General features: G+C 51.9%; 15 protein-coding genes. 8 read left to right on the forward strand and 7 right to left on the reverse strand.

What is annotated here, in order from left to right; all coding sequences use genetic code 11:
- Window positions 1-31: 31 nt before the first annotated feature.
- Together zipA and ACF8D4_RS03780 are read right to left on the reverse strand one after the other, a co-directional pair.
- On the reverse strand, window positions 32-1,000 hold the full coding sequence (gene zipA, locus ACF8D4_RS03775; RefSeq protein WP_096141646.1) for a cell division protein ZipA: 969 nt from the start codon (window positions 998-1,000) through the stop codon (window positions 32-34).
- A 21-nt stretch (window positions 1,001-1,021) separates the two neighbouring features.
- A complete protein-coding gene (locus ACF8D4_RS03780) occupies window positions 1,022-4,447 on the reverse strand; it encodes a chromosome segregation protein SMC (RefSeq protein WP_208171036.1) in 3,426 nt (1,141 codons plus the stop codon).
- Between the two features lie 243 nt (window positions 4,448-4,690).
- Here ACF8D4_RS03780 and cysZ point away from each other — a divergent pair, with 243 nt between their 5' ends.
- Window positions 4,691-5,461 (forward strand): sulfate transporter CysZ, encoded by a 771-nt coding sequence (gene cysZ / locus ACF8D4_RS03785; RefSeq protein ID WP_025011788.1) that lies wholly within the window; start codon window positions 4,691-4,693, stop codon window positions 5,459-5,461.
- Window positions 5,462-5,534: 73 nt separating this feature from the next.
- On the opposite strand, the gene ACF8D4_RS03790 is transcribed toward cysZ, so the two are convergent.
- Both ACF8D4_RS03790 and ACF8D4_RS03795 read right to left on the reverse strand, forming a co-directional pair.
- The gene (locus tag ACF8D4_RS03790) at window positions 5,535-6,659 is read right to left on the reverse strand and encodes a beta-ketoacyl-ACP synthase III (RefSeq protein ID WP_101058192.1); all 1,125 of its coding nucleotides are present in this window, start codon (window positions 6,657-6,659) and stop codon (window positions 5,535-5,537) included.
- 11 nt (window positions 6,660-6,670) lie between these two features.
- Window positions 6,671-7,777, reverse strand: a complete 1,107-nt coding sequence (locus ACF8D4_RS03795) for an RDD family protein (protein ID WP_392468445.1) — start codon at window positions 7,775-7,777, stop codon at window positions 6,671-6,673.
- 278 nt (window positions 7,778-8,055) lie between these two features.
- On the opposite strand from ACF8D4_RS03795, the gene cysK reads away from it, so the two are divergent.
- The 4 genes from cysK to ACF8D4_RS03815 all read left to right on the forward strand — a co-directional run bounded on the left by cysK (window position 8,056) and on the right by ACF8D4_RS03815 (window position 14,555).
- Window positions 8,056-9,024, forward strand: coding sequence for a cysteine synthase A (gene cysK, locus ACF8D4_RS03800; RefSeq protein WP_144220800.1), 969 nt, complete (start codon window positions 8,056-8,058; stop codon window positions 9,022-9,024).
- A gap of 232 nt (window positions 9,025-9,256) precedes the next feature.
- Window positions 9,257-10,327, forward strand: a complete 1,071-nt coding sequence (locus ACF8D4_RS03805) for a methyltransferase (RefSeq protein ID WP_144132031.1) — start codon at window positions 9,257-9,259, stop codon at window positions 10,325-10,327.
- A gap of 91 nt (window positions 10,328-10,418) precedes the next feature.
- The gene (locus tag ACF8D4_RS03810; RefSeq protein ID WP_392464674.1) at window positions 10,419-11,426 is read left to right on the forward strand and encodes a TDT family transporter; all 1,008 of its coding nucleotides are present in this window, start codon (window positions 10,419-10,421) and stop codon (window positions 11,424-11,426) included.
- Window positions 11,427-11,852: 426 nt separating this feature from the next.
- Complete coding sequence (locus tag ACF8D4_RS03815) at window positions 11,853-14,555, forward strand: TonB-dependent receptor (RefSeq protein WP_208144872.1); 2,703 nt, start codon at window positions 11,853-11,855, stop codon at window positions 14,553-14,555.
- 107 nt (window positions 14,556-14,662) lie between these two features.
- Here the strand turns inward: ACF8D4_RS03815 and ACF8D4_RS03820 are convergent, their stop codons facing one another.
- On the reverse strand, window positions 14,663-14,815 hold the full coding sequence (locus tag ACF8D4_RS03820; RefSeq protein ID WP_273642553.1) for a hypothetical protein: 153 nt from the start codon (window positions 14,813-14,815) through the stop codon (window positions 14,663-14,665).
- 293 nt (window positions 14,816-15,108) lie between these two features.
- Here ACF8D4_RS03820 and ACF8D4_RS03825 point away from each other — a divergent pair, with 293 nt between their 5' ends.
- Window positions 15,109-17,754 carry a TonB-dependent siderophore receptor gene (locus ACF8D4_RS03825; RefSeq protein ID WP_028779373.1) on the forward strand — a complete coding sequence of 882 codons (2,646 nt, stop codon included), beginning with the start codon at window positions 15,109-15,111 and terminating at the stop codon, window positions 17,752-17,754.
- Window positions 17,755-17,837: 83 nt separating this feature from the next.
- Here the strand turns inward: ACF8D4_RS03825 and panF are convergent, their stop codons facing one another.
- Together panF and ACF8D4_RS03835 are read right to left on the reverse strand one after the other, a co-directional pair.
- The gene (panF, locus tag ACF8D4_RS03830; RefSeq protein WP_392464678.1) at window positions 17,838-19,286 is read right to left on the reverse strand and encodes a sodium/pantothenate symporter; all 1,449 of its coding nucleotides are present in this window, start codon (window positions 19,284-19,286) and stop codon (window positions 17,838-17,840) included.
- A complete protein-coding gene (locus ACF8D4_RS03835; protein ID WP_025011781.1) occupies window positions 19,283-19,495 on the reverse strand; it encodes a DUF997 family protein in 213 nt (70 codons plus the stop codon). Before ACF8D4_RS03835 ends, panF begins: the two co-directional genes overlap by 4 nt.
- Window positions 19,496-20,442: 947 nt before the next feature.
- Between ACF8D4_RS03835 and focA the strand changes: the two genes are divergently transcribed.
- Entirely contained in the window at window positions 20,443-21,324 is an 882-nt protein-coding gene (gene focA / locus ACF8D4_RS03840) for a formate transporter FocA (protein ID WP_025889524.1), read from the forward strand.
- A gap of 29 nt (window positions 21,325-21,353) precedes the next feature.
- Entirely contained in the window at window positions 21,354-23,636 is a 2,283-nt protein-coding gene (gene pflB / locus ACF8D4_RS03845) for a formate C-acetyltransferase (RefSeq protein WP_028779374.1), read from the forward strand.
- Window positions 23,637-23,651 lie beyond the last annotated feature (15 nt).

Raw genomic sequence — 23,651 nt, forward strand, 5'->3', positions numbered from 1 at the left:
AGAGAGACTCACACAGGCTCCCTGATGGATATCAGCCCTGAGCCCGAATACGGCCCAGGTAAGCTTGTTTGGTGTCCTGATGCCATGGCTGACGCTGGCCGTCCAACAGATCGGCACCAAGATCATCCGCCAATTGATGGGCGGAATTGAGCATGATGGAAAAGTTCATCAGTGGATCACCGTGACAAGGCAAGGTCATAAACAGGACTATCCCTTGAGTGTTGAACTGCTCCATGTTGTCCGGGTCAAACACCCCGGGCTTAACCATGTTGGCCAGGGAAAACAGCACCCGACCTGTTCCGGCGTTGTCTTCATGGCGATGGAAAATGTTCATGTCACCGAACTTGAAATTCAGTGCCAACAGGCAAGGCAGCAGCTCAGCACCGCTGAGGCTCTCGCCCTCTTTGGCAACCACATGCAGTACCAAAACATCTGTGGGATCGGGCAACTCATCGTGGCGCGATTCTTCCTTGGCCTGCTCGCGGGTCTGTTGTTCAGTGGCAAGTTGTGGCTCTGGCTGGCTGTTTACCTGATGACCGGCCTGGGCCGTGGTTTGAGTGTCGCTGTGATTATCCGCGCCCAGCCCAAGCTCCATCTGCATTTCGGCAGTATCTTCTTCATCATCGATATGTAACACAGGCTCTTGCCGTTGTGGCTTGCTGTTCACTCTCGGCTCGGGTTTGGCGCCTGAGAGGGAAAACGACTGTTCGCCTTCAACTTCATCCTGCTGAGGCGGCTGGAAACCAGGTTTACGCAACTTGCTGCTCTTGAGCTTGGGCGGCTTCTCGTCCGGCGAAATTTTACGCACCCTCACCTCACCAATTCCATCGGCATCGAAACCTTCGCTGTCACGCCGGGCCTGGTCCTTGTAGAAACCTGTCAGCGGATTTTCTTTCAGCGACTTGGGCTGCTGTTTGCGGATAGACCAGAAACCGTGAACCAGCACGGCGATGATGGCAATCGCACCCAACACAAACAATACCAGTTGCAAATTTTCCATTGGTTACCTGTTTTCCTATGGTTATCCGGCGTCGGCCATAGCCACCGCTTCTTCAATATCGACTGCGACTATGCGAGAGACACCCGGCTCATGCATAGTGACACCTATCAACTGATCAGCCATCTCCATGGTGAGTTTATTGTGGCTGATATAGATAAACTGTACGCTGTCCGACATCTCCTGCAAAAGACGGCAGAATCTGTCGACGTTGGCGTCATCCAAGGGTGCATCGACCTCATCCAGCATACAAAAAGGCGCCGGATTGAGCCTGAAAATCGCAAACACCAATGATAAAGCCGTCAAAGCCTTTTCTCCACCCGAAAGTAGATGAATCGTGCTGTTCTTCTTGCCCGGTGGCCGGGCCATGATGGTCACTCCGGTATCGAGCAAATCATCGTCTGTCAGTGCCAAATAGGCACTGCCGCCACCAAATACCTTGGGAAACAACTCGCCCAGTCCGGCATTGACCTGCTCAAAAGTCGCCTTGAAGCGACTGCGGGTTTCCCTGTCTATCTTGCGGATCGCCTCTTCGAGACTGGCCAGCGCCTTGTTGAGATCTTCATCCTGGGCATCGAGATAAGCCTTACGTTCTTTTTGCTGCTCATACTCTTCAATGGCCGCCAAGTTAATGGCGCCGAGGCGACTTATCTTGCGCCGAACTGATTCCAGTTCATCCTGCCAGGGCGCTATTTTTGCTTCATCCGGCAGGTTTGCCGCCACTTCATGCAGCTTGATCTGCTGCTCGCTGAGCTGCGCCAATTGGCTGTCGGCCTGACCTTTCAATCCCTCGCGACGTAACTTTAACGTGCTGATTGTCTGAGTCAAGTGCTCCAGTTGTCCAAGCTGTTGTTTTTGCTTTAAAGCTGTACTATCCAACTGCTGTTGCTGCTCGGCAAGTTTGGCCCGGGTGCGCTCAAGCTCCGTCTGCATCCCGTGTTGCTGCGCAAGCAATCCTTCCAGGCGTTGCTCCAGCGGTTGCAGCTCGGCTGTATCTGCATCTTGCTGCGGTTTATCCAACAATTCCCTGCGCTTGTGCTCGGCCTGCTGCAACTGCTCGGTCAACTGTTTACGCCGCTGCGATGCCAACGCCAAGGCGGTTTTCTGCTCCGCCAGAGTCCCGTTCAAGGTTTTTAACTGGCGCTCGAGTTCGCTCAGGCTGACTTTAAGGCTGTTTTTTTGCTGATTGGCCTCGTTGTGGCGCTCACTCAGCAATCGCTCCTGCCGCTGGCGCTCATACAGAGTATCATCGGCAGCAAACTGACTCTCAATCAGCGTCTCCAGCTCAAACTGCTCCTGCTCGAGGCGCTCTTTCAACTCGGCGATTTCCGCTTCTATCTGTTGCCTTTGTCTGAGTTCGCGTGCCGCCTGCTCGGTGGCCGCCTCACAAGCCATCACTGCGCGGGTCAACGCCAGTTGCTGTTGCTGTAGCGCCTCGGACTTGAGCTGCTGAGCCTGCCTTAATTCGTTGAACCTATCCTGAGCCGCAGTGGTTTGTTGCTGCGCCTGCCGGCTCTCGCTTGCAAGCTTATCGAGCTCGGCCTGAATGGCGCCCTGCTCGGCGGTAAGCTTCACCAGTGACTGGCCATCCTCGGCAAGTGTCAGCTTTACATCATGCGCAAAAAGGTTGCCATCGCGGCAGAGGATCAGTTCCCCCTCTGCCAGCCCCTGCTCAAGCAAGTTGGATGCCTGCTGCGCCGACTCGGCCCAGCGCACCCTGTTAAGCCAGGGGCTTAAGTTGACGCTGGCGCTGACCGGCCCCCAACTTTGGCGACGAGTCTGAGCAAAACCTTTGCCATCAAATGGTTTGGAGTCAGGATAGACAGCGGCGCGCATCAAGGGCCCAAGCCAGGCCTCAACCACTTGCTCCCAACCGGCCTCAACCTGAATGTCCTGCCAAAGCTGAGTCAAGGCAGTTTGTGTTTCTTGCGTTGCTTGAGCGGCGCCTTCGAGCCACTGACTTATCAGCTCCAGGCGGCCAATTAGCCCCGAGCGGCGCTGCACCAACTGTTGCTCCGCTTGTCTTGCCAGCTCCAACGCGTTCTGGGCCTTGGTCAACTCTGCGCCATGCCGTTCGACATCGGTTTTAGCTGCCGCCAATTGTGACTCACACAAGCTGACCTGCTGCTGAAGCTCAGCCGGGTTTGCCCCGTTATCGGCCTCAGGTTGCTGCAATCTTGCACTGAGCTTATCAAGCTGCTCGCTGCGCTGGGCATGTTGCTGCTTAAGATGCTGCTCCCGGGTGGCGGCCAGCTCCTGTTGATGCTTGATATCTCTGACCGCAGTCACCGCCTGTTGCAACTCGCCGGCAAGGCTTTCACTTTGCGAGAGCGCCGCTTCATACTGCTGGGTCAGTTCAAACTGCTGCTCTTCCAGTTCTTCCTGGCGCGGCAAATGTTGCTGCAAACTGTCATCCAGGGTTTGCTCCTGCTGCTTGGCCTGAGCCAGCTGTTCATTCAATGTGGCGATTTGCTGTTGCAGTGCACCCAATTCAGATGCCTGCTGTTTATCCCGCTCTTTGAGATACTTGAGCTGCTGCTCGATACGGGCGATTTCAGTGTTGTTGTGATAAAAATCGGCAACCTGGCGCTGCTCCTTTTCACTGAGTTCATCCTGAGCCAGCTTTTGCCGAGTCAGGCTCAACTCCAACTCTTGCTTCTGCGCCTGCTGCTGGGCCAGCTCGGTCTCCAGCCTTTCTATCTCGCTGTTTTGCGCTTCGGCCTGCTCATTGAGCTCCAAGAAACGCATCACCAAGAGTTCGGCATGCAAGCGCCGCTCGCTTTGCTTGTATTCCCGATAGCGTTTGGCGGCCTGAGCCTGAATCGTCAACTTATCCAGTTGCTTACCAAGCTCGGAGCGAATATCCCCCAGGCGCTCAAGGTTTTCGCGGGTATGGCGAATACGGTTTTCCGTGTCCTTGCGCCGCTCTTTATAACGGGAGATGCCTGCGGCCTCTTCGATAAAGACCCTGAGTTCCTGCGGTTTGCATTCGATCAAGCGGGAGATGGTGCCCTGGCCTATGATGGCGTAGCTGCGCGGCCCAAGGCCGGTGCCCATAAAGATATCCGTAATATCCTTGCGGCGGCATTTTTGACCGTTGAGAAAATAAAGGGCTTCGCCATCGCGGGAGACCTGGCGCTTGACGGAAATTTCGCCGTAGTTGGCATACTGGCCGCCGATACGCCCAAGGGTGTTGTCGAATACCAGCTCAACGCCGGCGACAGAAACAGGCTTACGGGCACTGGAGCCGTTAAAGATAACATCGGCCATGGAGTCACCGCGCAGGTGTTTGGCCGAGCTTTCACCCAGCACCCAGCGCACGGCATCAATCACATTGGATTTACCGCAGCCATTGGGGCCGATAATGGCCGTCAGCGGATTGAGAAAAGGGATTTTGGTAGCATCGACAAATGACTTGAAGCCAGCGAGTTTTATCTGTTTGAGTCTCATATTTGCCGTTGGATGTCAGTGCCGATTGTTTTTGTTTTGCGGGCCAATCCTGAAGGAAATTCAATAGCCTGATTGAAACGCCGCCGTCCTGGCCCAATAAGCTGTATAAGCGCTGTCACTTTAGCAAAGCGGGCCGCATTTTGTAACGCTTTTTATTCCCTTGGCTGCGTTTTTCCCTTGTTTTCGTGGCCTTGGTTGCTCAAAATCGGCCCTAAGTGTTCTTTTATTGAGAGTAAGTGGTACATGTCCGCATCTTCAAGACCCGCCAAGAGCGGCGTCAACTATTTTCTCGAAGGCTTTAGCCTAATCAAACGTCCGGGCTTGCGCAGCTTTGTGTTTATTCCGCTGATGATCAACCTGCTGTTGTTTGCCGGAGTCATCTATTTTGCCATAGGCCAACTGGGAAATGTGTTTGCCTGGCTCGAAGGCCAACTGCCCGACTACCTCAGCTGGCTTAATGTGATCCTCTGGCCACTGGCGATTATCACCCTGCTGGTGCTGCTGTCGTTTATCTTCAGCTCTGTGATGAACTGGCTGGCAGCGCCATTTAACGGCCTGTTGGCCGAAAAGGTGGAGCAACTACTGACCGGCAAGCCGCTCAATACCGGCGGCACCTTGGATTTAATCAAGGATCTGCCGCGGATCCTCGGCCGCGAATGGCAAAAGCTGGTGTATTACCTGCCGCGAGCCATACTGATCTTACTGCTGTTTTTTATTCCTGTGATTGGCCAAACCGTTTTCCCTGTGGTCTGGTTTATCTTCAGTGCCTGGATGATGAGCATCCAATACTGTGACTATCCTTTCGATAACCACAAGGTGGCGTTCAAAGAGATGAAGTTTGCCCTGAAAAATACCAAGGGCAGCAGTATGAGCTTCGGCGCCGCCGTCACCCTGTTTTCCATGATCCCGATAGTCAACTTTATCGTGATGCCGGTTGCCATTTGCGGTGCCACCTCCATGTGGGTCGACAAGTATCGCGAAGCCTATCGCAATCCGGCCATAGCACCAGATTAAGCGCCGTAAGGCCAATTGAGACACAAAAATGCCTGCAGTTGCAGGCATTTTTATTGCTGAGGAAAGCTCTGTCTTAACAGGCACGCAGAATTAAACTGCCGATGGAGTAACCCGCACCGAAGGAGCTCAACAGGCCCAACTCCCCCTGTTTGAAGTCCTGGTGATATTTATGGAAAGCGATTACCGAGCCGGCCGATGCCGTGTTGGCGTATTGATCCAGCACCACGGGCGCCTTCAAAGGCTCGGGTGTTTCACCCAGGAGCTTTTTCACCACAAACTGGTTCATATTGATATTGGCCTGATGCAGCCACAGACGCTTGAACTGCTCCGGCGTGATACCTGCTTCTTCGAGCTGCGCATCCAAATGCTGGTATATCATGGGCAGCAGCTCTTTAAAGACCTTGCGCCCCTGTTGATGAAACAACTTGTCTGCCTCGCCGGAAGTGGCCGGATCACAACGGTTAAGGAAACCAAAGTTGCTGCGGATATTGTTCGAGTAATGGGTAAAGCAGCGGCTCGACAAAATTTCAAAGGCTTGCTGGGCGCGGCAAGTTGCGGCCGGCTCCAATACCAAGGCTGTGGCCACATCACCGAAAATAAAATGGCTATCGCGGTCACGATAATTGACCTGAGCCGAACATATCTCAGGATTGATGACCAACACGCGCCCGGCGCTACCACTGCGAATGGCATTGGCCGCTGTCACCAGGGCAAAAGTCGCCGAGGAACAGGCAACCTGCATGTCAAAGCCATAACCCCGAGTGCCGAGGGCTTGTTGAATTTCAATCGCCATCGCCGGATAGGCCCGCTGGGTGTAGGCACAGGCGACTATCACCAAGTCAATGTCATCCGCCTTGAGGCCGGCATTATCAAGGGCTTGCTTGGCCGCATGCAAGCCCATTTCAGCCTGCAGTGACAGGCTGTCGCTGGCACGTTCAGGGATCAGCGGCATCATGACTTCAGGATCCAAGATCCCCTCTTTGACCATCACAAATCTGTGTTTGATGCCTGACGCTTTCTCAATAAACTCACTCGATGAGTAATTCAGCGCCGCCACATGGCCAAGATCTATCTGGGCACGGTTTTCGGTATTGAACAGGTCAACATACTGATTGAAGCTGTCCACCAGTTCTTGATTGGTTATTCCTTCCGGAGGGGTAAACAGCCCGGTACCGGAAATGACAATCGCATCCTTCATAAACTACCTTCTTATTGTTTTGTGACCGGATCCGCCTGCAGCACCGTCTCTGTTGGACTCATGCGTGGCTTACTCAGATCGATAACAACTGTTGCTGAGATCTTATCCTGGATGGCTTGCCTGTTGGCATCCCAAAAAATCTGCAAGAAACCCAGCAGTCCAGTGGCAAAGCCTGCACCGTATCCCCCGTAACGGCCAAAGGCGTCCCATAGGGAAAGCTTACCACCTCCGAGGGCAATCACCCGCACCCGCATGATTTTTTTGCCTAAAGTCTGACCATCAAACCAGGCAGTGAACAAGGTAAAATAGAATGCCGCCCAGCCAAATCCAAACCCGAGGTCATTGAGCATCCCCTTGGCCCAAGCGAGCAAACTGTATTGTGTTTCTTCCTCCTGCTCGTCTTCTTCAGCTTCCGGTCTTGAGTCGTCTTCGGCAGATGCTGGTTGGGTTTGTGTGTCGATTTTTGCATCGATTTTTGCATCGGTTTTTACATCGTTTTTTGCATCGGTTTGTGCGTTAGCCCTTTCATTGAGTGCCGCTACAGACTCGGGCTTGATTGAAGCCAACTGCGGCATCAAGTCTGCATTTATCGCCGCAATATCGGCTGAAGCAAGCGGCAAGTTATCCAATGCACCTTGCAGCATGGTCTCGGCCTGGGTACGTGACAGCCCTGCCTCAGCCGCGGCATTGACCAGCAAACCCGCTTCATGTTGGGCACAGGCCTTGTCCTCACACAAACTCAAACGCAACAGCTGCGGCGTCAAGGTCAGCAGTGTCTGCCCCTGAATTTCATTATCGCGACGCTCTTGCAGGCCGTTGACTTTTATCATCTGCGGCACCGCAGACCAAAGCAAAACCACCGCCATAAACAGGTACAAAAGCCCCTTGGCCCAAGTGGAGATCCTGTTGGCGTGATTGTGTATATAATAAGCCAGCAGGCACACCAAAAGCACAAACAGCGGGCCGGCCTGTTCGGCCAGTACTGCTATCAACAAACCGTCTATCGTGATAGCCAGTGCCCGTTTCCAAGGCTTTGCCAAGGGGGTGTAGAGTAGCTCCGGCGCCACACTGAATGCGGCCGGTGTCACTATGCTGCGGGGATCTTTGCCCGGATACAGCTTAAAGCCGCTCTGTTCCCCGGCTCGATTCGGATTTGCCTCCTCGGCATTGAAGTTATGATCCAAGCCTGCTCTCCTATTTGGAATAGAATGTTGATTTTTGGTTAACGTCGAATTGGCGTTGAGATTAACATAAAGCTAAACTGGCTTACTCCGAAGTTACGAATAACAGAGATTCATGTAATAACTAAAAAGAATAAAGAAGAACAAAGATTCACTTCTCTTTGATCTCATGGAGATTATGCTTTAGGGATGCAATCAAAGGAGGCCAGCAAGCCATGAGCAAAATTTTCGAAGACAATTCCTACACCATTGGTAACACTCCACTGGTTCGTCTTAACCGCGTCAGCAACGGCAAGGTGCTGGCCAAGGTAGAAGCCCGTAACCCAAGCTTCAGTATCAAATGCCGTATTGGTGCCAATATGATTTGGGACGCCGAGAAAAAAGGCCTGTTGACCAAAGACAAAGAGCTGATTGAGCCCACCTCGGGAAATACGGGTATTGCGCTGGCCTATGTTGCCGCCGCCCGAGGTTACAAGTTGACTCTGACCATGCCCAACACCATGAGTCTCGAGCGCCGCAAGCTGCTCAAGGCACTGGGCGCCAACCTGGTACTGACTGATGGTGCCAAGGGCATGAAAGGGGCCATCGAAAAGGCCGAGGAAATCCGCCAATCGGCGCCGGATAAATATCTGCTGCTGCAGCAGTTTGACAACCCGGCCAACCCCGAGATCCACGAAAAAACCACAGGTCCTGAGATCTGGAACGATACCGATGGTCAAATCGATGTATTTGTTGCCGGTGTCGGTACCGGCGGCACCATCACAGGGGTGAGCCGTTATATCAAGAACACTCAAGGCAAGGCGATCACTGCTGTGGCCGTTGAACCAGCCGACTCCCCCGTGATCAGCCAGACTCTGGCGGGCCAACCTGTGCAGCCGGGTCCGCACAAGATCCAGGGTATAGGCGCCGGCTTTATTCCGGGTAACCTGGATCTGGAGCTGATTGACAAGGTAGAGCTGGTCACCAATGACGAAGCGATAGAGATGGCTCACAGGCTGATGAAAGAAGAAGGCATTTTGGTGGGGATCTCCTCCGGTGCCGCCGTCGTTGCCGCCAACCGCATCGCCGCTCTACCGGAATTTGCAGACAAAAACATAGTGGTGATCCTGCCATCTGCCGCCGAGCGTTATCTGTCCTCGGCCCTGTTTGTCGGCCAATTCGGCGATCAGGAAAACGTGCAATAAGTAAGCATAAACCGCAACTTGAAAGCCCTGTCTAATGACGGGGCTTTTTTATGCCTCTAACGCTATCACCCCAAATGCAGCGAACTGAAGACCCCTTTTGATGCCACAATTCAAAGCAGCAGTAATCACATATTTGCCCTCTTGATCAAAGTTTTATGCAACTGGCCTGTACTTGACTTGGGCTTTGGGCCATAAAGGATTTTTTTGAACCTTTCCCACGGCTCCCAAGACAATGCCCTTTTTCAGTGAACCCGCCAAACTCAGTGCCTTCGAAGCCAAATTTGAAGCACAAAAAATCGCCTTCGCTCCGGTCAGTTTTCAGGTAACCCGCTGCCTGCTGCAGTTCGACATCCTCAAGCATATAGATGCCGCAGGCGATGAGGGCATACACCTTGAGATACTTAAAGAACAAACCGGGCTGACAGAATATGCTCTGGGCGTTCTGCTCGATATGGCGCTCTCCATGGGGCTAGTTTGGCACAAGGGAGACAATTACATCCTCGACAAGACAGGCTGGTTTCTGCTGCATGACGATATGGCCGCCACCAACCTCAATTTTATCCACGACATCTGTTACCAAGGCCTGTTTCATCTGCAACAGGCGCTGGAGCAAGGCTCTCCCGAGGGACTGAAAGTATTCGGCGATTGGCCCACTATTTACCCAGCCCTGAGCCAGTTACCGACAGAGGCCAAACACAGCTGGTTCGCCTTCGATCACTATTATTCAGATCACGCCTTTGACAGCCTGATGCCGCGCATATTTGCCAAAGAGCCGGCTCATTTGGTGGATATCGGCGGCAATACCGGCAAATGGGCCTTGAAATGTGCCGGCTACAATACACAGTGCCGGGTAACCATAATGGATCTTGCTCCCCAGCTTGAGCTGGCCGCCGAGGCAGCAAAAGCCGCAGGTTTGAGCGGGCGGATATCCGGCCTGGCGTGCGATCTGCTTGCCCCTGACGGCCCCTTTGTGACCGACGGCGATCTCTATTGGATGAGCCAATTCCTCGACTGTTTCAGCGAGGCACAAATCCTGGCCATCCTGCAGGCTTGTGCCAAAGCCATGCCGGCGACAGCCGAGCTCTGCATTCTGGAAACCTTCTGGGACAGGCAGCCCAATGCCGCCTCCGCCTACTGTGTCAATGCCACCTCGCTCTACTTCACAGCCATGGCCAATGGCAACAGTCGTATGTATCACTCCAAGGTACTGCTGAAACTACTGCAACAGGCAGGTTTCTATGTCGATGAAGATATCGATGACATAGGGCTTGGGCATACTCTGCTGCGCTGCAAGCTTAAATAAATTTGAATCAATGAATAATTTAATTTCAATTTTATTAATCAAAGGCCGGTTTTAGACTAGGACCATCAAATCGGAATCTAGAGGTCACAGTATGAAACTCGTTGCCACTACCACTGAAGAACTCAGCACTCGCGAGTCCAAATTCAGTAAAGCCGCCTTCAGGCGGCTGCCAAGCCCACTGGCCGGATTGGCGCTGGCTATCGCCAGCCTGGGCTGGGCCTGGGAAAACGTGTCAGCAGAATTTCCCGGCCTGGCATTGGGCGCGGCGGTTGCCGGCATATTACTGTCTCTGCTGACAGTCAAATTCATTCTGCATCCTGAATTACTGAATGAAGAACTGCGCCACCCTGTGGTCGGCAGTGTGCTGCCCACCTTTGCCATGGCACTGATGGTGATCTCCAAAGCCGTAGGGATCCATCTTCCTTTATGTGGCTTCCTGATCTGGTTGACGGCTATCGCCATTCACTGCTGTTTACTGACGGCCTTTGTGCTACATCGAGCAATGGACTTCAACCTGGAGCATATGGTGCCCAGTTGGTTTGTGCCCCCTATCGGCATGGTGGTGGCCGCCGTGACCTTTCCCGGCGCCGAAGCCGGCGAGTTAGGCGCCCAAATCGCTCACATCATTCTTATGTTCGGCCTGGTGAGTTACTTGGTGATGCTGCCTGTGATGCTCTATCGCTTGATCTTCTGTAATCCGGTCGCGGATGCAGCCAAGCCGACCATAGCGATTCTGGCAGCACCGGCCAGCCTGTCTCTGGCCGGCTATCTGACCCTGACCCCGGAGCCTGAGCTTTGGTTGGTCGCCCTGCTGCTGAGTCTGGCCCTGCTGATGACCCTGGTCATCTATCTGGCCTTCCTGCACTTGCTGCGCCTCCCTTTCAGCCCTGGGTTTGCTGCCTACACCTTCCCCATGGTGATAGGAGCCACTGCCCTACTGAAAACAGCCGCCTGGTGCAACAGCCAACCCATGCTGCAATCGCTGCACCGGCCACTGGCGCTACTTGGCAATATTGAGCTTGTGATAGCCAGTGCTATTGTCGGCTTCGTCGCTATCAGTTACCTCAGACACTACCGCCCCTGGTCTCTGGGAAACTGAAATTCCCATACACAGAAACCTGCAAAAGCGTGATTTGCATCACGCTTTTGCGATTTATTGAATCTTCAATGGTCCATTGAAATCTACTCAAGCTCCTAGACAAAGCAAATTCAATTTTTTATTCCGAACAAATTTAAACAAATAAAATACATTTTCGATCATATAAATTCACACCAAGGAATAGTTTACTAATTAATATGACTAATTAGTCAGCATGACCAAGAATCACAATAAATAAATGCTGTACGTTATAATTATGATAAAAAAATGATTAAGTTTGGTTTCAGGCTAATTTAATTACATCTGTATCATCCTTGTTGCACTTTTTATTTCACTAAGGTTATATTCCTGATACATCCGGAAACATTATTTAATTAATTCGGATGAAAAAAATAAAAAACACACAAAAGTATCAGGGAGAAAAACATGCAAGCTAATTCTAAATTAGCCAAAGCGGTGCGCTTTGCGTTAATTAGTGGCGCAGCAGTAACCGCTATATCCATCCCCACTGTTCAAGCTGCAGATGATGGCGAAAAAGTGGAACGTATTGAAGTAACGGGCTCACGCATTAAGCGTACCGATATGGAAACGGCTACTCCAGTGACAGTGCTCAGTGCCGATGACATGGCCAAACAAGGCTTTACCAACGTCCAAGATGCGTTGGAAAGCTTGACTTCAACGACAAGTGCTATGACAACTCAGGCCGTACATGGGTTTACCCCAGCGGCATCTTCCATCAGCCTTCGCGGCGCGGGAGCGAGTCGTACCCTGACGCTGATCAATGGCAAACGCTTGAATCAGTATCCAAAGCCTGCTGGTGGCACTGACAATTTCGTTGATACTGCGAACCTGCCAATGGAAGCAGTTGCACGTATTGAAGTATTACAGTCTGGTGGTTCAGCTATTTATGGTGCCGACGCTGTTGGTGGTGTAGTTAACATTATCCTTAAGCGAGACTTTGAAGGCGTTGCCCTGAAATACCGCCATGGGGATACAACCAATGGCGGTGGCGCCAGCGATCGTATTGCCCTTTCATTGGGTGCATCGAACGACCGCGGTAACATTTCTACTTTTATCGAATTCACTGACACTGAACAGTTGAAAGCAACTGACAGGGACAATTTTGGCCTGCATACGGACAAAGTACCTTACAGTGAGTTTTCTGCATACAGTTCGTACGGCGCACGTATTACAGGCCCAGCGGGTAGCCCAGCAGTAGGCAGCTTGCCAATGGATCGCTGTATCGCAGAAGGTTACTTGTGGAACAATGGTACCTGTGGCTTTGATCGCACCCAATGGCGAGATCTGGCACCTGAGAGCAGCCGTTTCATTAGTTCAACCAACTTCAACTATGAATTGTCTGACAACCTGACTTTTGTTGGTCGTCTTGACTTTGCTCAAGCCAAATCTACAACTCGTATCGAGCCTATGGCTACCGATGACTTCAAAGTTAAGGTTGCCGGTGACACTCTGACTCTGACGACAGATTTAGATTCTACGCTGAGTAAAACATTTAATAAGACAACCGGTCTCGGTGGTGACTTTGCCAATGCAACTGATGGCGATTACACCTATGTACGACGTTTGCATGAGTTTGGTCATCGTGCCGGTGAAACCAATACCCGCAATTATTTTTTCACTGCTGGTCTTGAAGGCATGCTGGCCGATACCTACTCTTGGGACGCCTCCGTCAATTATGGTCGTACCAATGTTGATGTATACAGCAGTGGCTTCGCCAGTGTTGCCAACATGTATAACTACATAGCCCAAGGCAAAGATGGTGTTTCTTTCCTTGCACCTATGAGTGCCTCAGATGTCAAGAACACTAGCTACTCACCTTTCGAGCGTGCCCAATCAACTCAGAAGAACGTTCAAGCCAATATCTCCGGACCTGCGTTTGAACTGCCAGCCGGCGATGCTGAGTTTGCCTTCGGTGCAGAGTGGACCAAACAAGATTATCAAACTGAATCTGATTCCGAATCAACTAAAGGTAACATCCTCAGCCGAGGTGGTTCGTCTGGTGCAGGTGAACGTTCATTCTGGGCAACGTATGCAGAGCTTCGCGTTCCTGTAACAGAGCAATTGGTGGTCGATGCGGCGGTTCGCTATGACAGATATGATGACTTTGGCGGCAACTTGTCTCCACAGTTGACCATTGAATATCGTCCTATCGACGAACTCTTGCTGCGCGGTGCCATAGGTAAAGTATTCCGTGCCCCCGATATGCACAGAGTATATGGCGATGCCACCAAAGGTTACGCCACTGTTATCGACTTCAAGCAATGCCAAGCGTTGGGTGGAATACCTGGTGAAGCTTATGACAACAATCCGACCCTCAATGAAGTATGTAAAGAACTTCATATCGACAGTACTACAGGTGCCAACAAGGATCTGAAGGCTGAAGAAGGTTACACCGCAAACATTGGTGCCGTTTATGGTGGCGATGCTCTGAATGCCTCTTTAGACATTTGGGAGTGGAAACTGGACGATATGGTCAGTGATATCAGTGCCGAAAAAGCAGCTCGTGAGTACGATACTTACGCCGATATGATCACCCGTAACGATGCTGGAACCATTACTCACATCAACGCGGTTGCTCAAAACCTGGCGTTCCAAAAAGTTCGCGGTATTGACCTGACCGCAGGTTATGGTTGGGATCTAAACGAATTCGGTGAACTGAAACTGAACTTCAATGGTACCTATATCTTATTGTCAGAAGGTCAAACAGATCCTACAGCAGAAATTGATGACGATCTGGATGATGGTGGTCTCCCACGTTATCGTGCCAACCTGGTATTGGGCTGGTATATAGATGATTTTGAAGCGACTCTTGGAGCATACCATACAGCCCGTATGCACGGCCTACAATACAAATCATTCAAACGTTCAGCTATCAAAAACGGTGAACAGTTTGATGAGAGCGCCCACGAAGTTGCATCTCAAACACGTTGGAACTTGACTGCTGCCTACAACATAACAGACAGCATCAAAGTCACTGCCGGTGTAGTCAACATGTTCGATGCGGGTCCAAACTTTGACCCAACTTATACTTCATGGCCTCACTACCCACGCTCCATATACAATGCCCGTGGGCGAGAGTGGTTCATTGAAGGTGAAGTGAAGTTCTAATCGTTCCACAACAACAAAAACGGCACATCATAATGTGCCGTTTTTTTATGCTCATTTCTTCCCCGAAGATCCTTTATCACGAACCTAAGAACCTGGCTTTCTGAAGTTTAAAAGCCGGTATAACGCTTAAGTTCGGTATCGATAACCTGTTCGATAAAGACTTGCCTTATGGTACGACCGGTACCACAGCAGGTTCTGCAGTGTACGATAACGTCGGTCGCTTCTACTACACCAGTCTGAGCTATTCCTTCTAAGCTCATTTAAACTGAATATTATTCGGTAAATAAGCGGCGCATTTTGCGCCGCTTATTATTTATTCAATTACCCAAAAATGTTAATTAAATGTTTTTATTGTGTTTTTAAATATGGTGGCCAATGTTCTTTAATGGTTTCAAAACATCTGATTACATCTTTATTACAATAAATAATCGGGTAACAAGCATTTAACCGCTTGCGTTATTTGTATCTTAATGGTTACATTTTGTCGCCGAATTGTTCTATGCCGGCTCGAATAAATACAAAAAGACAAAATAAATATCATAAAAGGATATAAATGATGAATCTCAGTGTCAGCAAAGCTGTGCGCTTCGCCCTCTTTGGCGGTGCAGCAGCGGCCACTCTTAGCCTACCTGCAGTTCAAGCCAACGAAAACGAACAACTGGAGCGCATCGAAGTTACCGGTTCACGTATCAAGCGTACCGACATGGAATCGGCACTGCCGGTAACTGTGATGAGTTCTGAAGACATAGCCAAAACCGGCCTGACAGATGTTTCTGCGGTACTGGCACAAATGCCATACAACACTGCGGGCAGCTTCATCAGCGACGCCGGCAGCTCTGCCAGTAACCATGCCAGCTCAGGCATGCGTGGTCTGGGTTCAAACCGCACCCTGACCCTGATCAATGGCCGTCGTATCGCACCATCAGCCACTTTTGGTGCCGATGCAACCAACCTTAACCTGATCCCTATGGACGCCATCGAGCGCATTGAGATCCTTCGTGACGGCGCTTCTGCCATCTATGGTTCCGATGCCATTGGTGGTGTAATCAACATCATTCTGAAGAAGAACTATGACGGTCTTGGATTCGATCTGAAATACGCCAACCCGACTCAGGGTGGCCGTGATGAAATGTCGGCGTCGATGACCTTCGGTAACACAGGCGATAAGAGCACCAGCCTGGTAATCATAGAGCACAAGAAGTTTGATCCTCTCAAGGGTGGTCAGCGTGATCATTTGACCGCCAACTGGGATGAGGCCTATGGCCGCAGCTCTCTGTATGCACCGGAAGGTACCTGGCGCCCTGTGGCTGCTCGCCCAGGCAAAAAAGAAGACGGAACCTTTGAAACGCCAACCTACACAGGTAACTATGTACCGGGTAAAGACTGTCCGGCCGATCAAATCGTTCAGAGCAAAGATGGTCCACGTTGTGGCTATAGCATGTATGAAGGCACCGATTACCTGCCGGATCAGACCAAAGACTCTTTGTTCAGCAACCTGACTTACAGAATTACCGACAACCTGGAATGGTTCGGTCAGGCGATTGTGATGCGTGACAAGTCCACGACTTCCTCTACCGCACTGTGGACCCCTAACCTGTACATAGCTGCCGACAACCCACTGAATCCAACTTATGGCACGGCCAACGCCAGCGAAGTACAGGCTTACCACCGTCTTACCGGTGTGGCCGATCGCAGCACGACGTTCAAGTCCGATGTGATTGACGTGGTTACCGGTCTGAACCTGGAGCTGGATGCCGGTTCACTGAACTGGTATGTACAGTACTCAGATCAGCAGGTAGACATAAGCACTGACTCCTATGTGTTTGAAGACAACCTGCAACAAGCCGTAGACGCCGGCCTGTACAACCCATTTGTTCTGGGCGGCAATGCGACTCAGGCAACCCTGGACAGCTTCCTGCACACCGCCACCCGTCAAGCTGACTCCAAGACCACAGCGACTGCCATTTCCTGGGCTGCGCTGGCGCCTATCGCACTGCCAGGCGGTGACATAGGTTATGCCGTGGGTGCCGAGTACCAGAAGATGGAATTCAGCGATCGCCGCGACGCGCAGCAAGCTGCCGGCAAAGTACTGGGTACTTACGGTGGTGACTCCGCCGGTGAGCGTAACTACAAGGCTGCCTTTGTTGAGCTGGAACTGCCGGTCACTGACGATCTGAACATCAAACTGGCCAGCCGTTATGACCAATACAGCCTGCCGGACGAAGGCCAGCTGTCCAGCTCTATCAACCTGCGTTACCAGTTGTTGGATAACCTGGTACTGCGCGCCTCTTACGGCCAGGGTTTCCGTGCTCCGTCACTGGATGATCTGCTGGGCGAAGCCGCTACCAGTTATGACAGAGTGATCGACACCAAAGGCTGTCAGATGCTGCCGGCTGACCAACGCGAAGGCGCTGATGTGTGTGAATCAACTCAGTATCTGCGCAAGAGTTCAGGTAATCCGGAGCTGAAACCTGAAGAGTCTGATCAGTATGCCTTCGGTGCAGTGTGGAACATCACTGATGATATCTCCCTGGTTGTGGACTACTACAACATAGAGATCAGCAACCAGGTCAGCTACGTCGGTGCCCAGACTATTCTGGATCTGGAAGCCACAACCGGCCTCGGTGCGTACGATCCTAAATATGTCTATGTGAAGCGTGATACCGACGGCAAGATTGAAGAGATTGGCGCCGGCTACATCAACATGGACGGGGTACAAACCTCGGGTCTGGACGTCTCTTTCAGCTCGCGCTTCGAGCTGGGTAACTACGGTAACCTGAAGTTCGCGCTGGAAGGCACTTATGCACTGGAATACACAGAGCAGGCCAGCCCGGTCGACCCACGTTACGATGTGTTGGGTACCAAGGGATATCCAGAGCTGCGCTTCAACTCCACCTTCAGCTATGAGTATGATGCCTTCAGCGCCTCGCTGATCGCCAAGTACATAGACTCCTATGCCGGTGAAACGCCACAGCAGCAAGCTGCCAACATCGACAAGCAGGACTTCGGTTCCTTCACCACTTGGGATCTGGCCATGAACTATGACTTTGACAAGTTCGGTAAAGTCACAGTCGGTGCCCGTAACCTGTTCGATGCCATGCCTGCGGTGAACTATGAGCTGTCCTACCCAGGTTATGACGCCGATACCCACAACATTATCGGTCGCGTAGTCTACGCGGGTTATCAGATCCGCTTCTGATAAGCGCTTTAATAGCCAAAAGCGCAGTCATTGACTGCGCTTTTTTTTGTTTAATTCCATCCTCAACAATCAAGCATGGAGCTTCATTCCGCTTTGTCCTGTGTGGTAACCAAAACTTCCCGTACCGGCAACCATGCCTGACAGCCCAGCATGGCCACGAGGGAAACCGGCAAGGCCGGTACCACAGGGTGAATATGAAGCGGCAAAGGCAAGGCCAGCCATTGCAGCATTCCATAACTCAGCAATCCGGAAATCATCGCGGCAAACACCGAGTTGCCAGTCAATGAAGGCCAGAATACCGCCGCCAGTATTGGCCAGAGAAACACCGCCTGCAGCGCGCCGAAAGCCGCCAGATTGAGCCAGACTATCATGGCCGGCGGCTCTAGCGCCCAGTAACAGGCGAGCGCAGCAATCATCAACATAGCGATGCGGCTCAAACGCAGCTGGCTTTGCGCCGAGGTTTGTGGCCTCACCTTAACCCAGGCATCCCGCACCAGACTGACCGCCGCCTGCAGCAACATGGAGTCCACCGACGACATCACAGCGGCGATGGGCGCCGCCAGCAACACCCCGGCCAAAAGTGGCGAAAACAGTCCGGAGATCAAGGTAGGCATGATTTCATCCGGTACCTGCAAATCGGGATAAAGTGCCCTGCCCATCAAACCGATAAGATGCGGTAACAGTGTCATCAAAACACTGATAAGGGTGCCCCAAATAATGCCTTTCTTGAGCGCCTGGGTATCTTTAACCGCCAATAAACGCACCACAGTATGTGGCAGCCCCAAGGTGCCGAAACAGATAAGCACCCAAAACGACAGCATCATGGGCCAGCCCAGTTGCCCTTCATTGCCGTGGGGCTGCAACAAGGCAGGATCTTCGCTGGCCACCTTGGACATCAACTCTGTCATCCCACCATGGCCAAGCAGGGTGAAAAACAGCAGCAAGAGCCCCATTAGCATTACTATTCCCTGAAAGGCATCTGTGATGGTCACCGCCCTAAAACCACCGCTCAGGGTGTAAGCCAACACTGTCACCACAAACAGTGCCAACCCCAGGCTGTAGTCGATACCGCTGACCCCGGCAAACAACCTGGCGCCACCGATAAACTGCACTGTGATCATGGCAATAAATCCAAGCACCAAGGAGCCCAGCGCCAACACGCTGACCCCTTTATGCTCGAAGCGGGCATCCAACCACTCAATCAAGGTGGCGTAAGGCGCCTTGGCCGCCAGGATCTTCGGCCCCAGTACTCCCAGGGTCAGCATGGCAACCGGCACCTGGATCAAGGCAAGCCAAACCCAGCCCAAACCTATCTTGTAGGCGGCGCCCGGACCACCGATAAAAGAGCTGGCGCTGGTATAGGTGGCCACCAGCGTCAAGGCCAACATGGGGCCATTGAGAAAACGGCCACCGATAAAAAAGCGCGCCGCCTTATCCTGATAGAGGCTGGCCTTGTCTTGTCTGGCGGCTATAAAGCGGGTCAACACCAGGCTGAGCAACAGATAAAGTAATACCGGGATAAGAGTGGTCACTCTTTATGCCCTCCCCGGCCAAACAGGTAGAAGAGTCCCATAATGAAAAACAGCGGGGTCAGGATACAGGACAGCCAAAACCATAAAGGCAGGCCGTAATAGTCAGGTTTTGAGTCCCAGACACCCATATCGGTCAACAGGGGCCCCAGAGCCCACAATAGGGCGTAAATCAGGGTAAGTATGATGGCCAGACGTGCCATGGATGGCATAACGGCCTCCTTGGATTGCTCCTGGGGTTGGAGCGTGACAGCAAAAAGAAAGCGTTGATTCTAATCAACTCTTCCCCCGAGTGCCAAGGCATGACTCAAGTTACGCTTTGGTTGTGGGATAAAGTTATCACCCGGTTACCTGATGATATTCCGTTAACTTTTTGACTGCATGCCGAATTAACCATGACAGGACTCACAGCCCTGAGCCTGCTCCCGAACAGGTCACAACGGCCCAAAATTCAAGACCTGACTCAAACTTTGACACCAGTTTGTGAGGCCGCAGGAATAAGGATTTACTTAAATAGACTGTCGGCGGATCCCCCAGTGTCGGCGCTATGGCATACAATTGTTAACCTGCTCGCAAAATTTAGCTTTTCCCTGTGGGGAAAGGCCGATATCAGATGCCGACAGCGCGGCTCTGTGTTAATATTTTTGTGGTAAATTGGTAAGACCAATTTTAAGGTTGGATGCGTAACGAGCGATTCTTTGAACAGACTTTCTCGGGGTAGCTAAAACCTCAACCTGGGCTCTGTAAGTAAAGAAGGTGGAGATTGCGGCAACATGGGAGATGTAAACATTTCCAGTTTGCAGCCATTCATCGCGAGCAACAGCACAGATTGGACTTTTATAACGTGTTACAAGCTTATGCTTGGGTCAAACACCAAATAGAAAGCACAGGCTGCGGTAGATAACACTGCAAGATAATTAAGATTGTGGTGAATTGTTTCAAGACTGTTTTTCAGGCAAAAAAGGAATGGCGGAAGGTAGTTTAATTTCATAATTCAGATTATACGGCGATTAAATTGATCTGAATCACGTAATTTAATTACATTTTGCTTATAGTTAACGAATTCGATGGCTCAAGGGTCATCACACAGAACAAGCGATAAATGAATTTCATAACCTAAACCGGTGGCCAGCCACCAAATGAGCGAAAGAAGGCAGCTATGAACAACAGTCCTAGCCCATTTGATGCATCAACCCCTGCCAATACTGCGCAGAAGGTCGAGGATGCGGCCGTCGTCAAAATCGGCCGCGATACCCAGTCGACCCTGTTGCTGGCCATGACTGCGGGGGTGTTTATTGGCCTCGCGTTTATCTTCTATGTCGTCGCCACTGCCGGTGGCAGCGCCCTTCCCTACGGTCTCAACAAACTCATCGGCGGCCTGTGCTTCAGCCTGGGCCTGATGTTGGTGGTGGTTCTGGGCGGCGAACTCTTCACCTCTACTGTATTAACCATTACTGCCAGAGCCAGCAAACGGGTCACCACCAAGGCCTTACTGCGCAACTGGGGGCTGGTCTATCTGGGCAACTTTATCGGCGCCATGCTACTGGTAGGTCTGATGATCACCGCCAAACACTATGATGCCGGCCACGGTTTGATAGGCCTTGGTTACATGAAGACAGCTCAAGCCAAACTGCACCATGACTTTTTCCAGGCCATCGCCCTCGGGATCATGTGTAACATCATGGTGTGTCTGGCGGTATGGATGGCCTATGCCGGTCGCTCGGTCACTGACAAGCTGCTGGCCGTGGTGTTGCCGGTTGCCATGTTTGTCGCCGCAGGCTTTGAGCACTGCATCGCCAACATGTTCCTTATTCCTATGGCCATTATCAGCAAAAATATGGCCGGCACTGAATTCTGGACAAGCGCCGGGGTCAGCCCCGAGCAGTTTGCCGATCTCACATGGAGCCAATTCGTGTTCCATAATCTGGTTCCCGTCACTCTGGGTAATATCGTGGGGGGAGCTTTATTTGTAGGGTTGACTTACTGGTTTGTGTATCGCCGTCCCTTGCTGGCCAAGCAAGGCAGCGAGGCCAGCAAGTAACTTTATCTCAACTAGAAGGTATGAGTACTATGACCGAGAAAACTGAGCTGTTTGCAAGCGCATGGGAAGGCTTTGTTCCCGGCGATTGGAAGACCGAAGTCAATGTACGTGACTTTATCCAGAAGAACTACACCCCCTATGAAGGTGATGAGTCTTTCCTGGCTGGCCCCACCACTGCGACCACAGCCCTGTGGGACAAAGTCATGGAAGGCATCAAGCAGGAAAACCGCACCCACGCTCCGGTCGACTTTGATACAGACAAAGTCTCTACCATAGATTCCCATGATGCCGGCTACATCAATCAGGAACTGGAAACCATTGTTGGTTTGCAGACCGATGCGCCACTCAAACGCGCCATGCTGCCCAACGGTGGTATCCGCATGGTTGAAGGCTCCTGCGCCGCCTATGATCGCGAGCTGGATCCTGAAATCAAATATGTCTACTCCGAACTGCGTAAGACCCATAACCAGGGTGTGTTCGATGTTTACACTCCGGAAATTCTCGCTTGCCGCAAGTCAGGTGTACTGACAGGTTTGCCCGATGCCTACGGTCGTGGCCGTATCATTGGTGACTACCGTCGCGTAGCCCTCTACGGTATCGACTACCTGATGAAAGACAAGGTGGCCCAGTTCACTTCACTGCAGGCTCAGATGGAAGCCGGTGAAGATCTGAGCAACGTTATCCAGTTGCGTGAAGAGATTGCCGAGCAGCACAGAGCGCTGGGCAAGATGAAGAAGATGGCAGCCAAATACGGTTATGACATCTCCGGCCCAGCCAAGAATGCCAAAGAAGCCATCCAATGGACCTACTTCGGCTATCTGGCCGCGGTGAAGAGCCAAAACGGCGCCGCCATGTCTCTGGGTCGTACTTCAACCTTCATCGACGTTTATATCGAACGCGATCTGAAAAACGGCGTGCTCACCGAAGAGCAGGCTCAGGAAATGATCGACCATTTCGTGATGAAACTGCGTATGGTGCGCTTCCTGCGTACTCCTGAATACGATGAGCTGTTCTCCGGCGACCCAATCTGGGCTACCGAATCTATCGGTGGTATGGGTCTGGACGGTCGTCCACTGGTGAGCAAGACCAGCTTCCGCTTCCTGCACACCCTGTACAACATGGGCCCAAGCCCAGAGCCAAACATCACTGTGCTTTGGTCCGAGCAGCTGCCTCAGCCATTCAAAAAATACTGCGCCAAAGTGTCTATCGACACCAGCTCCATCCAGTATGAAAACGATGACCTGATGCGCCCTGACTTCGAGTCCGATGACTACGCCATCGCCTGCTGCGTGAGCCCCATGGTTGTGGGCAAGCACATGCAGTTCTTTGGTGCCCGTGCCAACCTGGCCAAGACCATGCTGTACGCCATCAACGGTGGTGTGGATGAAAAGCTGAAAATTCAGGTTGCTCCCAAGGCAGATCCTATCACAGACGAAGTGCTCAACTATGATGACGTCATGAGCCGTCTCGATGGCCTGATGGACTGGTTGGCAACTCAGTATGTCACTGCGTTGAACACCATCCACTACATGCACGACAAGTACTCTTACGAAGCCGCGCTGATGGCGCTGCACGACAGAGACGTACGTCGCACCATGGCCTGTGGTATCGCCGGTCTGTCTATTGCTGCCGACTCACTGTCTGCCATCAAGTATGCCAAGGTGAAACCGGTTCGCGATGAAAACGGTATTGCCGTAGACTTCGAAATCGAGGGTGATTATCCCAAGTTCGGTAACAACGACGCCCGTGTTGACGACATCGCCTGTATGCTGGTTGAAGGCTTTATGGCCAAAATTCGTGACAAGAAGATGTACCGCAACGCCATCCCAACCCAGTCAATCCTGACCATTACTTCCAACGTGGTGTATGGTAAGAAGACAGGTAACACTCCGGATGGTCGCCGCGCCGGTGCACCATTTGCCCCGGGTGCCAACCCAATGCACGGCCGTGACGAAAAAGGCGCTATCGCTTCATTGACCTCAGTGGCCAAGCTGCCCTTCGCTCACGCTCAGGACGGTATCTCTTACACCTTCTCCATTGTGCCCAATGCACTGGGTAAAGATGAAGATGCCCGCCGCACCAACCTGGCTGCGCTGATGGATGGATACTTCTCCCACAAGCCAGGCCATGAAGGTGGTCAGCACCTGAACGTCAACGTGATGAACCGTGAAATGCTGGAAGATGCTGTCGTCAACCCTGACAAGTATCCACAGCTGACCATACGTGTTTCAGGCTATGCAGTGCGCTTCAACTCACTGACCCCTGAGCAACAGCAAGACGTGATTACCCGTACTTTCACCAAAGCACTGTAATCCGCGTTTGAAACC

Origin of the sequence: Shewanella sp. YQ_9 (genome assembly GCF_043103185.1) — a bacterium.
GTDB classification, from domain to species: Bacteria; Pseudomonadota; Gammaproteobacteria; order Enterobacterales; family Shewanellaceae; genus Shewanella; species Shewanella algae.